The organism is Pannonibacter sp. CBAS1226 (assembly GCF_055685825.1).
On sequence record NZ_JBVOUO010000001.1, the window covers coordinates 1308071 to 1323604 of the forward strand.

The window sequence follows — 15534 nt, forward strand, 5'->3', positions numbered from 1 at the left end:
TTCACACCCGTGACCGGGCAAGGCGCAGGATCAGGTCCATGTCCATGTGCCGGGCCAGATGCCCGGCCAGTTCATCCAGCACCGCGTCAATGGACGCTGTGTAGGAGACTTCCGCTGCCGCCCCGAGGCCTGACAGCCAGGCGGCGCGGAAGGCGTCTCCCGTGAACAGCCCGTGCAGATAGGTGCCGAGCACCCGGCCATCGGCACTCTGCGCCCCATCGTGCCGCAAGCCGCCTGCGCTGTCCTCAAGGCTCAGAACCGGCCTTGCACAATCCGGGCCTGAGGTCTCTCCAAGGTGGATCTCATAGCCGGAGATAGGCACGCCCGCCGGCAGGAAGGTGCCTTGTGCCTCGCGCAGCTTCTTGTCCGCCGTCAGCACCGTATGCACATCGAGGAAGCCAAGCCCCTCGACCGTGCCCGCCCGGCCCTCGATCCCGTCCGGATCGGCAATGGTGCGGCCCAGCATCTGATAGCCGCCACACAGCCCGATGATACGCCCGCCGCGCCGGTGATGGGCGGCAAGGTCGATGTCCCAGCCCTGCGCCCGCAGGAAAGCGAGATCCCCCATGGTGGATTTGGTGCCGGGCAGCAGCACCACATCCGCATCGCCCGGCAGCGGCTGGCCGGGCTGCACCAGCACCAGCGTCACCCCCGGCTCCTGCCGCAACGGGTCGAGATCATCGAAGTTGGCGATGCGGGCGAGAACCGGCACGGCGATCTTCACCGGCCCGTTGCCAAGCCCATCCTCAAGCCCCAGCGCATCTTCGGCCGGCAGCAGCCCGGCCTTTGCAAACCACGGCACCACCCCGGCAGAGGCCCAGCCCGTGCGGCGGACAATCTCTGTAAGGCCATCATCGAACAGCGACGGATCCCCCCGGAAGCGGTTGATGAAAAAGGCGCGGATACGGGCCTGCTCCTCCGGCGCCAGCACCGCATGAGTACCGACCAGCGCGGCAATCACCCCGCCCCGGTCGATATCCCCGCACAGAAGCACCGGCAGGTCAGCGGCTTGCGCAAAGCCCATGTTGGCAATGTCGCCCTGGCGCAGATTGATCTCCGCCGGGCTGCCTGCCCCTTCCACCAGCACCAGATCCGCCTCCTGCGACAGAAGGGCGAAACTTTCAAGCACCTTCGGCAGCAGCTCGGCCTTGCGCGAGCCATATTCGCGCGCCCGCATGGTGCCGAAGCGGCGGCCTTGCACGATCACCTGAGCGCCCGTATCCGTCTCCGGCTTCAGCAGCACCGGGTTCATGTGCACGGTGGCCGGCATGCGGCAGGCCATGGCCTGCAACGCCTGCGCCCGGCCAATCTCGCCGCCATCAACTGTGACAGCAGCGTTGTTCGACATGTTCTGCGGCTTGAAGGGAGCAACCGTCAGACCCTGATTGGCAAAGTGGCGGCACAGGCCCGCGACGATCAGGCTCTTGCCCACATTCGATCCCGTGCCCTGCACCATCAGGGCGGGCTTGCGCGGCAGTCCTGTCACGTCAGATCCTTTGCGAGGCGCAGGAAGTGCATGCCGCCCTGCTCGAAGCTCTCTCCGTCTTCGCGATATCCCAGGGCGAGATAAAATGTCTTCGCCGTCTGTGTGCTGTTCAGCCGTATTCGGGTGTGGCCCAAGTCCCGGACCCACGTTTCAAGCTCCCGCATCAGCGCGCGGGAGTAGCCCTTGAAGCGGTGCTCGGGATGTACGTAATTCAGATGGATCTCCCCTGCGCCAGAAGCCAGCGCAACCGCCGCGACCCCGCCTGCTCCGTCTTCAGCGATGAGGAACCCTTCAGCCTGATCCATCCAGCGGACCATGTTCTCGGCCGTCTTGTTGGCAATCCATGGCGTGTATTTGTCAGGATCGCCGCCATGATCCGCATGGCAAAGCTCGACGATGGACCGGCGCAGGCACTCCGCAACCGCTTCGGCTTCTTCCGGACGAGGACGGCGAATAACGGGCATGGTTTCTCCTAATATTCCACCCCCGCCTGCGGCTTCACGCCGGAGCGGAAGGGGTGTTTCACCTGCTCCATCTCGGTGACGAGATCGGCCACCTCGATCAGCTCATCCTTGGCGTTGCGGCCGGTGATGACGACATGCACGTCTTCCGGCTTCTCATCCTTCAGGAAGGCGACCACCTCGGCAATGTCGAGATAATCGTAGCGCAGCACGATGTTCAACTCGTCGCAGAGCACCATCCGGTAGTCACCGCTGGTGATCATCTCCTTGGCCGCATCCCAGGCTTCCTGTGCTGCAGCAATGTCACGCTGGCGGTCCTGCGTCTCCCAGGTGAAGCCCTCGCCCATGCGCTTGACGGTGACGAGATCGGCAAAGCGCTCCAGCGCCTGCGTTTCGCCCGTGTCGAGGCGGCCCTTGACGAACTGCACCACGCCGACCCGGTGGCCATGGCCGAGCGAACGGAACACCATGCCGAAGCCTGCGGTGGATTTGCCCTTGCCCTTGCCGGTGTGGACGATGGTCAGACCCTTCTCGATGGTCTTGGTGGCCATGATCTTGTCGCGCGCCGCCTTCTTCTTGCGCATCTTCTCCGCATGGCGGGCGTTCAGGTCTTCTTCGGTCTGAATCTCGGTTTCGGTGTCGGTCTCGGTCACGGCGGTCAGGCCCTCATGGCTTGGGATGTGAGCTGGCTCGAAAGGCCAGCATGGACGGAGTTGCGGCGCGGCGTCCAGAGCCCGCGCCGGATGGCTTCGTCAAAGCGCTGGAGAATGTCCTCATAGGCGGCGGGATTGGCATGGGCCAGAAACTCCCGCACGGCGGCATCCTCGATATAGGCGGTGTAAAGCTGATCGAAATGATGCTCGCCCACCGCCCTTGTCGTCGCCGCGAAAGCAAAGAGATAATCCAGCGTCGCGGCAATTTCGAAGGCGCCCTTGTAACCGTGGCGCATGACCCCGGCGATCCACTTCGGGTTCGCCGCCCGGCCCCGCACCACGCGGGAAATCTCCTCCGACAGCGCCCGCACCACCGGACGTTCGGGACGCGAATGATCCGTGTGATAGCTGACGGGCGCCTCCCCCGTCAGCGCTTCGACCGTTGCCGCAAGGCCGCCCTCGAACTGGTAGTAATCATCGCTGTCGAGCAGGTCATGCTCGCGGTTATCCTGATTGTGCAGCACCAGATCGACGCCGCGCAGGCGCGTCTCAAAGCGCTCGCGCACAGCTTCGCCTTTCGCCCCGCCGCCATAGGCATAGGAGCCCCAGGCGAGGAAGGCATCGGCGAAATCCTCCCGCTCCTGCCAGATGCCCTCATCCATCAGCGCCTGAAGACCAGCACCATAGGCGCCCGGCATGGAGCCGAACACACGGATGGAAGCCTCGGCAAAGGCATCATCCCGGGCAAGCCCTCTCGCCTGCAGTTCCGCCCGCTCGGCCCGCACCCGCGCGGCCATCGGATTGGCGCTTTCCGGCTCATCGAGCGCCGCCACCGCCCGCACGGCGCTGGTGAACAGGTCCATCTGATGCGGGAAGGCATCGCGGAAGAAACCGGAGATGCGCAGCGTCACGTCGATGCGCGGCCGGCGCAGCTCCGACAGCGGGATGATCTCGAAGCCGGTGACACGGCCCGAGCCCGGCTCCCACACCGGCCTTGCGCCGATCAGTGCCAGCGCCTGGGCAATGTCATCGCCGCCGGTGCGCATGTTGGCGGTGCCCCAGCAGGTCAGCACCAGCGCCTTCGGCCACTCGCCCTCGTCCTGAAAATAGCGCAACGCCACTTCCGCCGCCGAGGCCTGACCCAGCCGCCAGGCAATCTCGGTCGGCACGGCGCGCACATCGACCGAATAGAAATTCCGCCCCGTCGGCAGCACATCCGGCCGGCCCCGCGTCGGCGCGCCGGACGGCCCCGGCGGTACGAAACGGCCATCCAGCGCCGCCAGCACCGCCGCTGTTTCTGCGGCTCCGGAGGCGGCGACGGCAGGCAGCAAAGTGGACTCAATCTCCTGAAGAACAAAAGAGGTTACAAGCAGATCTGGACGTTTCATTTCCCCGGAGACAAGCCTGACCGCCAGCTTTTCAAGCCGCTCCACCGTGTCACCACAAGAGCGCCACAGGGCATCGGACATGCCCGCCAGAAGCTCCGGCTTCGGCCCATTCCAGGGCATTGAGAAATCGCAGGACAGCGGATCGAAGTCCGGCGCATCGGCGAGCAGATCACGCGCCAGCGCCCGGATCAGGCTTTCATCCTGCGGCCGGCTTCCACGCGGCACGCGTACCAGCGCCACCAGCAGATCATGCAACAGCCGCCCCTGCGGGCTCTCGCCCAGCACATGCAGCCCGTCGCGGATCTGCAATTCCTTGAGGTCACACAGATGCGCATCCAGCCGCGCCAGCCGTGTCGTCTCGCACATGTCCGGCGTCAGGCCGATATCCGCATCAAGCCCGTGAACGGAAGCAAGCTCCAGAATGTCCCGCGTCAGCACCTTCTGCCGGCGCGGATCGACGCCGCTCGCAAGGTAATATTCATCGAGCAGATTTTCCATTTCATTGGCAACGCCATAATTTTCGGCCCGCGTTAGCGGCGGCGTCAGGTGATCGACGATAACGGCAGAAGCCCGGCGCTTGGCCTGCATGCCCTCACCCGGATCATTGACAATGAAAGGATAGACGTTCGGCACCGGCCCCAGCACGGCTTCCGGGTAGCATTCTTCGGACAGCGCCAGCGCCTTGCCCGGCAGCCATTCCAGATTGCCGTGCTTGCCGAGATGGACGACGGCATCGATACCGGCCACCTCGCGCAGCCAGATGTAGAAGGCAAAGTAGTTGTGCGGCGGCACCAGATCCGGATCGTGATAGGTCGCCTTGGGGTCGATGTTATAGCCGCGCGCGGGCTGAATGCCGGCATAGACGCTGCCAAAGCGGGTCAGCGGCAGCTCGAAAGCGCCATCGCGCACGGCAGGGTCACCCTCCGGCCCGCCCCAGCGCGCGGTCACCTGCGCCTGCACCGCCTCTGGCAGGGACGCAAAGGCCCTGCGGTAATCTGCAAGCGCAAAGCGCACATCCACCCGGCGCCCGGTCCGCCCATGGATATCATTGGTCACCCCCGCCGTCAGATGGGCCATCAGCGTTTCGGAAGTAACCGGCGCATCAACCGGGACGTCATAACCCGCATCCCGCAGGTCCGCGATCAGCGCCGCGCAGGAGGCGGGCGTATCCAGCCCCACACCATTGGCAATGCGCCCGTCGCTATTGGGATAGTTCGCCAGCACCAGCGCCACCTTGCGCGCGGCAGCGGGCTTGCCGCCCAGCTTCGCCCAGCTTGCCGCAAGCGCTGCCACATAGGCCATGCGGCTCTCTTCGGGCCTGAAGAGCACAGGGCGGAACTGGGTGGCGGGATCAAGGATGCCTTCTTCCTTGAAGGAGACCGCCCGCGTCATCAACCGGCCGTCCAGCTCCGGCAGCACCACATGCATGGCCAGATCGCGCACGGAAAGGCCCTGCGTGCTTTCGGCCCAGCCCGCACGGGACGAAGAGGAGAACACCACCTGCAGCACCGGGCGGCCGGGAGCATCCAGCGGTGACGGCTGATGCACGCGCCCGCCACTGGACACGGCAAAGGCCGTGGCATTCAGCACCACGGCAGGCGGCAGCGCCTCGAACAGGGCCGACAGCACCGCAGCCGATTCCGCATCCTTCAGCGAGGCCACGAAGACGGGCAGCACGTTGAGCCCCTGCCCCTCCAGATGACGGCAGAGCGCCTCGGCAGGCGCCGTCTCGCCCGCCTGCACCAGCGCCCGGTAGAAGACCAGCGCCGCCACGGGCCTTGCCGGATCTGCGAAGCGGGCCGTCAGATCATCGAGCCCCGGTGCGGTGTGGCCGGGCAGGAAGATGCCCGCACGCGGCAGCGGCGCAGGCAGCGGCGGCTCCTGATCCCTGCCAATGAGATGAGCGCAAAACCTCAGCGCATTGCGGTAATTCTCTGCACCGCCTTCAATGCAGTAGCGCCACAGCCGCCGCACGGCGTCCACCGGCACGGTGGAGAGAGCGGCCAGATCCTCATCCCACTTGTCGCAGCCCGCAAAGACGGCCAACTGCAATCCGTTGCGGTTGACTTCCTCCCGCAGCCGGTCGAGCCCGTAGGACCAGTAGCCCGCTCCGCCCAGCAGGCGCAGCACAACAAGCTTTGAACCGGCCAGCGTCTTTTCCGCATAGAGATCGACGGAATAGGGATGGGTCAGCGCCAGAATGCTGGCCAGCCGCAGTGACACATCCCCGCCAAGGGAGGCATGCGCGGCGGCGAAAGCCGAGAGTTCCGTATCGGCCGCCGACAGGAACACGAGATCCGCCGGGTCCTGCGCGAGGTCCACGGCATCGCCGCCGTCATCAATTCGCCGGGTTTGACTTGCGAGGATATGCATCTGGCACGCCTTCAATAGGCTCAGACTGGGTGTGCCTATCCCCGCGTCCCGCCCCTTGCGCAACTTGCGTCAGGAGCGGGGCGGCGGGGGTCCACACCGCGAAGGGTCAGGCTGCGCGGCCTGCCTGAAGGGAAGCGAGTGCGTCCGTGACGGCGGCGAGATCCAGCCCCTTGAGGCCGATCACCACCAGCTTGCCGGGCGCCTTGGCGCCAGCGGCAAACCAGGCCTCGACACGCGGGCCAACCGCCTGCACCAGCGCAGGCGCGGCCTTGCCGGAGACCGCCACCGCGCCCTTGATGCGCAGCACGCCCTTCAGCGCCATCGCCTGCTTCACCACCGCCTCGACGTCCTTCAGCGAGGCAAACTCGGGCGCTGTGACCACGTAGCTCTCGAAATCATCGTGGTGGTGATCATGATCATCATGGTCATGGTCATGGTCATGGTCATGGTCATCATCGTGATCGTGATCATGATCGTGATCGTGATCATGATCGTGATCATCATCGTCATGATGGTGGTGATGATGATGCGCACGGCGGGCAGCCAGATCATCCTCGGCAGCAGAGGAGCGGCCCAGCAGCACGTCGATGGGCAGCGAGCCCTTTTCAGCGGCAATGATCTCCACCCCGGCGCGCACATCTTCGGCGATATGCTCGCGGATATGCTCCAGCGCGTGATCATCCACCAGATCGGCCTTGTTCAGCACCACCAGATCGGCGCAGGCGAGCTGATCGTGGAAAAGCTCTTCAACCGGATTGTCATGGTCCAGCGTTTCGTCGGCAGCGCGCTGCGCGGCAAGGGCTTCCTCGTCCAGCACGATGCGCCCTTCTGCGAGAGCTGCCGCATCCAGCACGGTGACAACACCATCCACCGTCACCCGCGTCTTGACGCTGGGCCAGGTGAAGGCCCGCACCAGCGGCTGGGGCAGCGCGAGGCCCGAGGTCTCGATGACGATGTGATCCGGCGGCGTTTCGCGGGCCAGCAGCATTTCCATCGCCGGCAGGAAATCATCGGCCACGGTGCAGCAGATGCAGCCGTTGGTCAGCTCCACCACATCATCGGCGGAACAGGACGGATCGGCACAGCCATCCAGCAGCGAGCCGTCAAAGCCCATGTCGCCGAACTCGTTGACGATCAGCGCAATGCGCCGCCCGCCCGCGTTGGTCAGGAGATTGCGGATGAGGGTCGTCTTGCCCGCGCCCAGAAAGCCGGTGACGATGGTGGCCGGGATCTTGGCCACGGCAGGGGTCTGAAAATCGGTCATAGGGAGATATCCGGTTGGGAGGAGGGCTTGAGCACGAGCGGCAGACCGGCGGCCACGAAGACCACCCGGGTGCAGACGGCAGCAAGCTCCTGATTGAGACGGCCCTGCGCATCGCGGAACTGACGCGCCATGGCGTTGTCCGGCACGATGCCGAGGCCCACTTCATTTGAAACAAAAACAACAGGCGCAGGCAGATTGGGCACAAGCGCGCAAAGCGCCTGCGTGGCAGCGGCAAGGTCTGCTTCGGCCATCATCAGATTGGTGAGCCAGAGCGTCAGGCAATCGACCAGCAGAGCCCGGCCGGGAACGGCTTCGCGCCGGAGCACGTCCGTCAGATCCGCGCCGATGCCGGCCTTGTCCTCGATGGTGCGCCAGTCCGCCCCGCGCCGGGCACGGTGCAGGCCGATGCGGGCTTCCATTTCCCCGTCCCATGCGGCGGAGGTCGCCACATAGACAGGCTCAAGCCCGCTTCCGAGGATCAGCTGCTCTGCGTATCTGCTCTTGCCGGAGCGTGCCCCCCCCGTCACCAGAACGGAAGATGCGGCCCCCTGCCCTTCAGCCTGCGCCATGGGTCAGCCGCAGGCTTGCGGCATGGCAGCGTCGGGCTCTCTTGCGGACGCGCGGGCGCAATGCGCCCTGCCATCCGCCCAGTCTGGGGGAGTAGAAATCATGTCAGGTCCTCCGGTCCGCCCACCCGGCGGCCTTGGGGTTGCACCACATCAGGCCGGTCTCCTGGCTCGCGGGTCTTCACCTTGCCGCGCCTTCCCGCAAGGGCTGGCCTTGCAGTGGCATGAGGCGGCAAGATTCTCCGCTGACAGTTGCGGGGGCAGCTGCGGCTTTGGAGCCCCGGATTGAGTCGCTCCGCACCGCATTCCCGTTTCATCCCCTTGGGCTTGGCCCGCCGGGGAACCTGATCCTCTCCTTGTAACGGCTTGGCGGCACCGCAGCAAGGACGCCCTTTGGGCACCTCTGCGGCGCAATCGCCGCCCCTGCATCCCGGGCAATGGGTGCAAGGACCGGCACGGATGGGTTATCCACTGGCCCAAGCCGTTGAAAGACCGCAGATTTCTGCCAAAGCCACCCCTGTGGAAAACTTTCTTGAAGAAAGGGCTTGGCAAATGCTCAAGGCCTTTGTTATACGCCTCTCACCGACGGCGGCGCACACAGCCGCCACCGCAAAGGGCACTGCCCTTCTGGTGATCCGCGATAGCTCAGTTGGTAGAGCGTTCGACTGTTAATCGAATGGTCGCAGGTTCGAGTCCTGCTCGCGGAGCCAACCTTCTCTCTTCCCTGGATAAAATGTCAAACTTGCCCGCAACGGCAGGGCTTTTTGCGTTTGCGCGGCAGACTGCGCCTCACGCGGGCCTGCGGTAGAGCAGCCAGAGGAAATACGGCCCGCCGATGAAGGAGGCGAGGATGCCGGCGGGGATCTCGTAAGGAAAATCGAGCGTGCGGCCCAGCCAGTCGGCGCTGACCATCAGCGCTGCGCCGATGGCAGCAGCACAGACGATCCGCAGCAGCGCACGCCCCGGCGCCACAGAGGCTGCAATATGGGGCGCGATGAGGCCGATGAAGCTCAACGGACCGGTGATCAGCGTGGCGGCAGCCGTCAGCAGGGCCGAGAACGCCAGAAGCACTGTACGCGAGCGGCGGGGCGAAAGGCCCAGCGCGCGGGCTGTGGTATCGCCCAGCGGCAGAATGTCGAGCCAGCGCCCCATCAGCGGCAGCACCAGCAGCACAACGAGCAGAATGCCCAGCGCGGCAAGGGCCGTCAGTCCGGCGGCACGGTAGGTCGGGCCCATGGACCAGGCCAGCACGAAGACCGCACGCGGATCACCGCTGGCCAGAATGAAGGATATGAGCGCGGCGGCAAACGTGCCGATGGCAACACCGGCCAGCAGCACCGGCCCCGGTGCGTGGCCGGACTTGCGGGTAATGACCAGCACGAAGAGGAAGGCGAACACCGCCCCGCCCGCTCCGCCCCCCAGCAGCAGAAGCGGCGAGAAGGAACCGGTCAAAAGCAGCGCCCCGGTGATGCCGAGCCCTGCCCCGGAACTGACGCCCAGCCCTTCGGGACTGGCGAGCGGATTGCCGGTCATCGCCTGAATGAGACCTCCGGCCAGCGCCAGCATCGCCCCGGCAGCGGCTGCGGCCAGCACCCGCGGCCAGCGCCCAGCCATCAGTTCTCCGGCGGAGAGGCCACCGGGATGCAGCTGGCTGGTGAGGGAAAAGACCGTGAGCGCGGCAAGACAGGCCAGAGCCAGCAGCAGGACGAGGCGCTGACGGCTGGCGGCCGGAACGGATGGCGCCGGCAGGTGTGAACCGCCGATGCGCGTGCTCGCAGGCATGCGGCGCAGCAGCACCAGCAGCAGAACGGCCCCGGCCATGGCCGTGGCTGTTCCCGTGGGCACTTCGGCAATCACGCCGGACAGCGCCAGCACGATGCTGTCGGCAAGCAGCAGCAGCGCCGCGCCGATGATGGGCGCAGAGACAAAACGCCCGGCAAAACTCCGGACACCGGTCAGCGTTGCCAGATGCGGCGCGGCAAGGCCAACGAAGGCAATCACCCCCACGCGCACCACCACCAGCGCGGAGAGACAGCAGGCCAGCGACAGGGCAACAAGCCGGATCGTGCGGATGGAGAGGCCCAGGCTGCGGGCGCTGGCATCATCGAGCCCGGCAACCGTCAGCGGCCTGAGCAGCAGCGCCAGCAGCGGTACGCAGACCGCAAGCCTGACGGACAGGGCAGAGGCATCGGAAAAATCATTCTGCACCAGCGAGCCGCTGGCCCAGATGAAGACCGAGCGCAGATATTCATGCTGGAACAGGGCCAGCACAACGGAAGCCGATCCGGCAAAGAAGCTGACGATCATGCCGCACAAGAGCAGGGTCACCGGCGAAAAACCGTGCCGGGAGGCAAGCATCCCCACCAGCGCCAGCGCCGCAAAGCCGCCCGCCAGCCCCGCCGCCTCGCGCTGCCACATGGCGAGCGCGGGCACGAGCAGCGTTGCCGCCATGATGCCAAGCTGCGCACCGGAAAGAAGGCCGAGGGTTGCCGGTTCCGCCAGCGGGTTCTTCAGCACCTGCTGAAACACCACTCCCGCCAGCGCCAGCGCGGCCCCGGCCAGCGCTGCCACGGCAAGGCGCGGCACCAGCGCATAATGCAGATAGATTTCCCCGAAGACAGCCGGGTCCGGATCAAGCAGCGCCGCGCTCAGCGCAGACAGGGGCACATGGGCACTGTAGGCCACAAGGGTCAGGACGGCGGCAGGCACCAGCAGCGCCGCAAGAAGCAAGGGAAGACGAAGCGTCATGAGGTCTGCAGGGCCTTGGTGAGAATACCGGCAAAACGCAGGGCGGACGGCAAAGCTCCGAAGACCCAGACCGGTGGAATGCTGACAACGCGCCCTGCCCGCACCGCCGGGATGGCCCGCCACAACCCGCTGGCGGCGAGCGCTTCCGGCGGACCAGGCTCGATGATGACGATGCGTGCTTCCGGGTTGGCGGCAATCGCGTCGAGGCCTGCGGTCGAGAAGCCCCAATGACTGCCGCTGTGCTGCCAGGCGGATGGCAGGCCCAGACGGTCCAGCACGTCATGAAAGAGACTGCCGGGGCCGTAGATATCGGCGAGCCGGTCACTGGCGAATTTCAGGATCAGCAGAGGGCGGCCATCATAGGACTGAAGCTCGTTCCGCAAGGCTGTGAACTGGAACTCGGCCTGTTCCAGATAGGCGCGCCCCGCTTCCTGAAGCTGCAGGCGGGCGGCAATCGCCTCAAGTCCCTCTTCAGCCCGTTTCAGCGGCTGGCGCTCCGGCGTGTAAAGCGGCAGGGACAGCACGGGCGCCACAGGCTCCAGCATGGCCGCCGGAACGCCATAGCCGGTCTGGGTGACAATCAGGTCCGGCCGGAAGGCCCGCAGCAGTTCCATGTTGGGCCAGGAGCGCAGGCCCAGATCGATGGTGCCCTCCGCCAGCGCCGGGCTGACGACACGCACGCCATAGAGAGGAGCTTCCGCCACCGCGGCAGGCGCCACGCCCAGCGCCAGCAACGTTTCGGCCCAGGCCCAGTCCAGCACGGCGATGCGCGGCAGCTCCTCCCCTGCCCGGCCGGTCCGGCCCTGAAACGGCAGGGAGGCAAACCCAAGCAACGCGGCGGCAAATTGCCGCCGCGTCAGAGCATTCGGTCCGGAGATCATCCGCTCCGGCATTACCAGCTGTATTTCAGCGTGGCATAGACCGTGCGGCCCTCGCCCCAGTAGCAACCCGTCGTGCTGAGACAGGTGGAGACATACTTCTTGTCGAAGATGTTGCTGACATTGAGCGAGGTCTTCAGCCCGGCGAGCTTCGGATCCACCTTGCCGAAGTCATAGCGCAGCGCCGCATCAAACAGGGTGTAGTCCGGCACATCGAAGGCGTTGGCGTTGTCGCCAAAGGTCTGCCCCATGTAGCGGGCGCCGCCGCCGAAGCTGAGCCCACCCCAGGCCTGATCGGACTGGACGGTGTAGTCCAGCCAGAGCGATGCCTGGTGCTCGGGCACGAAGGCCAGACGCTTGCCCTTGTTGCTGGTGCCGCTGGAGGTGGCATTGTCGCGGGTGATCTCGCTGTCCGTATAGGCATAGGACCCCGTGAGCGAAAGGCCGGAGGCGAGTTCGGCCTTGCCTTCCAGCTCGATGCCGCGCATGCGCACCTCACCGGTCTGCACGCGGAAGCTCGTGTTCACCGGATCGGGCGTGAGCACGTTCTGCTGCGTCAGCTGATAGGCCGACAGGGTGATGAAGCTGTTCATGCCAGTGGGCTGGAACTTGATACCAGCCTCGAACTGCTCGCCCGTGGTCGGATTGAACGGCGAACCGCTGCGGTCCGTGCCGCTTGCCGGGTTGAACGAGGTGGAGTAGCTGGCATAGGGCGACAGGCCATTGTCGAAATTGTAGACGAGGCCCGCCCGCCAGGTGAACTTGCCGTCCTGCTGGTTCACCGGGGTGTTGGTTGTGGCTGTCCGGGTGCGCGTGTCAGTGTTGGCCCAGTCATAGCGCCCGCCAAGCGACAGGACGAAGTTGTTCCACTCGATCTGGTCCTGCGCATAAAGCCCTGCCTGCGAGCGCTGCTGGTCGATCCAGGTCGCCGTCGCAGGGCGGGAGATGCTGGTTGCCCCATAGACCGGATTATAGGCGTTGAAGGGCGTATAGATCACCGAAAGCGCCGATTCTTCAAACGAGCTGTCCTCGAAGGAGTAATCGAAGCCGAACAGCATCGTGTGCTTCGCACTGCCGGTGCTGAACCGCGCAATGGCGTTGTTGTCCACCGTGAAGAGGTTCGAGGTTTCCGGGAAGGCCCAGGCATAGCGCAGCAGCGAGGATGGGTTGCAGCTGGCCGCAGACAGGCAGAAGGCCTGCACGCGCTGTGTATCGGTATCGACGAAGCCATAGCGCAGGTTCTGCCTGAACGACCATGTGTCGTTGAACTCATGGCTGAATTCATAGCCGATGAAGGCCTGCTCGTTTTCGAACTTGTCATAGCCCGGTTCGCCGACGAAGGCGTTGCGCGGCAGGGCGGAATAGGTGCCGGTGTAGAGCGTGCCATTGGCAGGCAGAGCCGGAGCACCGCCGCCGCCGGGGGAGTCGATCTTCTGGTATTCGCCCAGGACCGTCAGTGTCGTGGCATCGAACAGCTTGAAGGTGAAGGACGGGGCGATGTAGCCCTTCTTCTCTTCCACGTGGTCATACTGGGTGTCGCTGAGGCGCCCCACGCCGACGATGCGGTAGAGGATGGCACCGTCCTGATCCAGCTTTCCGCCAAAATCGAAAGCGGTCTGGAACCGGTTGTGGCTGCCATATTGCAGCTCGACCTCCCGGATTTCCTCGTTCCGGGGCCGCTTGCTGACCATGTTCAACATGCCGCCGGGCTGGCCCTGACCATAGAGAACCGACGCTGGCCCCTTCAGCACTTCGGCGCGCTCCAGCCCATAGGGCTCGATCCTCGGCTGCGAATAGCCGCGAGCACCGAAGGGAAGGCGCAGGCCGTCCTTGTAGCGCCCCGGCGTGAAGCCGCGCACCGTCAGCCAGTCGTGGCGCACATCCGTATCGGCGTACTGAGCGACAACGCCCGGCGTGTAGCGCATCGCCTGCGTGATGGTCGCAGCGCCCTTCTCCGCCATCTCGTCACGGGTCACGACATTGACGGCTTGCGGCGTGTCCCTGAGTGACGTTCCGGTCTTGGTCGCCGTCGCGCTCTGGGTGGCGACGATGCCATTCACCGGGCCCCAGGCGTTTTCGCCCTCGATGGTCACCGTCTGCAGCTGCGTCGCGCCATCCACCGTGGCGCCCGTGGCAGCGGCTGCGGCCGGATCAACAATGGTCACCGTGTTGGCGGCGGTAAAGCGGTAGGACAGGCCGGTTCCAGCCAAAATCCGGTTGAGCGCTTCGGAGGGCGTCAGCGTGCCGGAAACGCCGGGCGACGTCTTGCCCTGCACGAGAGCTGCCGGATAGAGCACCTGCAGATTGGACCGGTCGCCAAAACGGGAGATAGCCGTGCCCAGCGGGCCTGCCGGAACGGAGTAACTGACAGTGGCCGCCTCCTGCGCCGCTGCCGGGCCGGTGTAGATCACACTTGCGGTGAAAACCGCCGTTGACGCCAGAAGCGCCAACCCCAAACCGCTCATCCGCGCTGCCCGCGCCCCGGATGCCCTTTGCCCAAACTGCTTTGCCATGACCCCTGTCCAACTCTTGCATTTGCATTTTGTCCGGGCGCGAACGCACCCGTCTGATGCAAGGACGGTTTCAAAGGCCAGACACCTCACCCCCAAAGTGGAAAATAATTATCAGGTTTCTTTTCCCGCTGTGTCCACCCGGTCAGACCGGGTGCAACACGACCAGCCAGGGCGAGATCTGAAAGCTTCTCACCGGCAGCGTCTGGCGGATCGCCTCCAGAACGCCGTCCGGATTGCGGATGTCGAAGATGCCGCTGACACGCATGTTCAGAAGGCGGCTGTCCGTCACCCGGATCGTGCCGGACCGGTAGCGGTTGACATCCGCCAGCACTTGCCGCAGCGGCCTGTCCTCAAAAATCAGCTTGCCGCGCCGCCAGGCGATTTCCGCTTCCATGTCGACGGGACGGATCTGGCCCAGATGCACATCGTCATAGGTGACAAGCTCGCCTGCCTTCACGACGGTATCCGACTTGTCCGGCCCAACCACCGAAACGGCGCTTTCCTCCACCGAAACCGTGACGGCCCCGCCCCATTCATGAACAACGAAACGGGTGCCCAGCGCGGTTGTGGAACCGGCGGCCGCCAGCACGGTAAAGGGGCGGCCGGGATCTTTGGCCACATCGAAGAAGGCGCGCCCGCGCAGCAGGCGGATGCTGCGAAGGGTATCGCTGAAATCCAGGGCAATGGCGGTGTCGGCATCAAGGTCCACCCGGCTGCCGTCCTCAAGCATCAGGCTTCGCTGCTCACCGGTGCCAGTGAAATGATCGCTTGTCAGGAAATCCGGCGGGCCGGCAACCGCCACCACACCGGCGGCAGCCAGCGCTGCGGCACCAGCGGACAGGAACGCACGGCGCGAGGCAAAGCCCTTCCGGGCGGAGGGCGGAACCATGGCTCCGGACAGGTCCAAGGCCTCGCGCGGATCCGCTATCCGGCCGAGATCCTGCCAGATGCCGCCGAGCCGCGCATATTCGGCCCGGTTCAGCGGATCGGCGGCCATCCAGCTTGCATGGCCGGCGCGGTCCCCCTCTCCCGCATCACCTGAGTTGAGACGGACGAACCAGCTCAGAGCCTCATCGCGAGCTCTCTGCTGTCTGTCTGTATTCGTTGAACCCATCATGGCCACCGGCTGTTTCCCCGTGCGCGGCCGCACGGCACGCCCTTGCGCGCATATCCTTCCCATAGACGGATTCGGTAGCGTCTCACC

The 15534-nt window shown here is 65.3% G+C and carries 10 protein-coding genes, 1 tRNA gene and 1 riboswitch; of the genes, 1 reads left to right on the forward strand and 10 read right to left on the reverse strand.

The annotated features are described in order from the left end of the window. Position 1: 1 nt before the first annotated feature. From AC0CMF_RS05945 to cobU, 6 genes are all read right to left on the reverse strand, one after another. Positions 2-1456: a cobyric acid synthase gene (locus tag AC0CMF_RS05945; protein WP_374629336.1), complete on the reverse strand. Its 1455-nt coding sequence runs from the start codon at positions 1454-1456 to the stop codon at positions 2-4. A gap of 26 nt (positions 1457-1482) precedes the next feature. Next, positions 1483-1950: a GNAT family N-acetyltransferase gene (locus AC0CMF_RS05950; RefSeq protein ID WP_374629299.1), complete on the reverse strand. Its 468-nt coding sequence runs from the start codon at positions 1948-1950 to the stop codon at positions 1483-1485. Positions 1951-1958: 8 nt separating this feature from the next. Further along, a complete protein-coding gene (cobO, locus tag AC0CMF_RS05955; protein WP_374629300.1) occupies positions 1959-2600 on the reverse strand; it encodes a cob(I)yrinic acid a,c-diamide adenosyltransferase in 642 nt (213 codons plus the stop codon). Positions 2601-2605: 5 nt separating this feature from the next. Further along, complete coding sequence (cobN, locus tag AC0CMF_RS05960) at positions 2606-6361, reverse strand: cobaltochelatase subunit CobN (RefSeq protein WP_374629301.1); 3756 nt, start codon at positions 6359-6361, stop codon at positions 2606-2608. A gap of 106 nt (positions 6362-6467) precedes the next feature. After that, positions 6468-7625 (reverse strand): cobalamin biosynthesis protein CobW, encoded by a 1158-nt coding sequence (gene cobW, locus AC0CMF_RS05965; protein ID WP_374629302.1) that lies wholly within the window; start codon positions 7623-7625, stop codon positions 6468-6470. Beyond that, positions 7622-8194, reverse strand: coding sequence for a bifunctional adenosylcobinamide kinase/adenosylcobinamide-phosphate guanylyltransferase (cobU, locus tag AC0CMF_RS05970; protein ID WP_374629303.1), 573 nt, complete (start codon positions 8192-8194; stop codon positions 7622-7624). The genes cobW and cobU overlap by 4 nt, the downstream gene beginning before the upstream one ends. A gap of 136 nt (positions 8195-8330) precedes the next feature. Next, a riboswitch (cobalamin riboswitch) is annotated at positions 8331-8554 on the reverse strand. 271 nt (positions 8555-8825) lie between these two features. Here cobU and AC0CMF_RS05975 point away from each other — a divergent pair. Next, positions 8826-8901: transfer RNA gene (locus AC0CMF_RS05975), tRNA-Asn, on the forward strand. A 79-nt stretch (positions 8902-8980) separates the two neighbouring features. Here AC0CMF_RS05975 and fhuB read toward each other — a convergent pair. The 4 genes from fhuB to AC0CMF_RS05995 form a co-directional block, all read right to left on the reverse strand. Beyond that, a complete protein-coding gene (gene fhuB, locus AC0CMF_RS05980) occupies positions 8981-10939 on the reverse strand; it encodes a Fe(3+)-hydroxamate ABC transporter permease FhuB (protein WP_374629304.1) in 1959 nt (652 codons plus the stop codon). Beyond that, positions 10936-11820, reverse strand: a complete 885-nt coding sequence (locus tag AC0CMF_RS05985) for an ABC transporter substrate-binding protein (RefSeq protein ID WP_374629305.1) — start codon at positions 11818-11820, stop codon at positions 10936-10938. The genes fhuB and AC0CMF_RS05985 overlap by 4 nt, the downstream gene beginning before the upstream one ends. A gap of 11 nt (positions 11821-11831) precedes the next feature. Continuing rightward, entirely contained in the window at positions 11832-14330 is a 2499-nt protein-coding gene (locus AC0CMF_RS05990; protein ID WP_472481213.1) for a TonB-dependent siderophore receptor, read from the reverse strand. A gap of 142 nt (positions 14331-14472) precedes the next feature. Then, positions 14473-15447, reverse strand: coding sequence for a FecR family protein (locus AC0CMF_RS05995; RefSeq protein ID WP_374629308.1), 975 nt, complete (start codon positions 15445-15447; stop codon positions 14473-14475). Between the last annotated feature and the right edge of the window lie 87 nt (positions 15448-15534).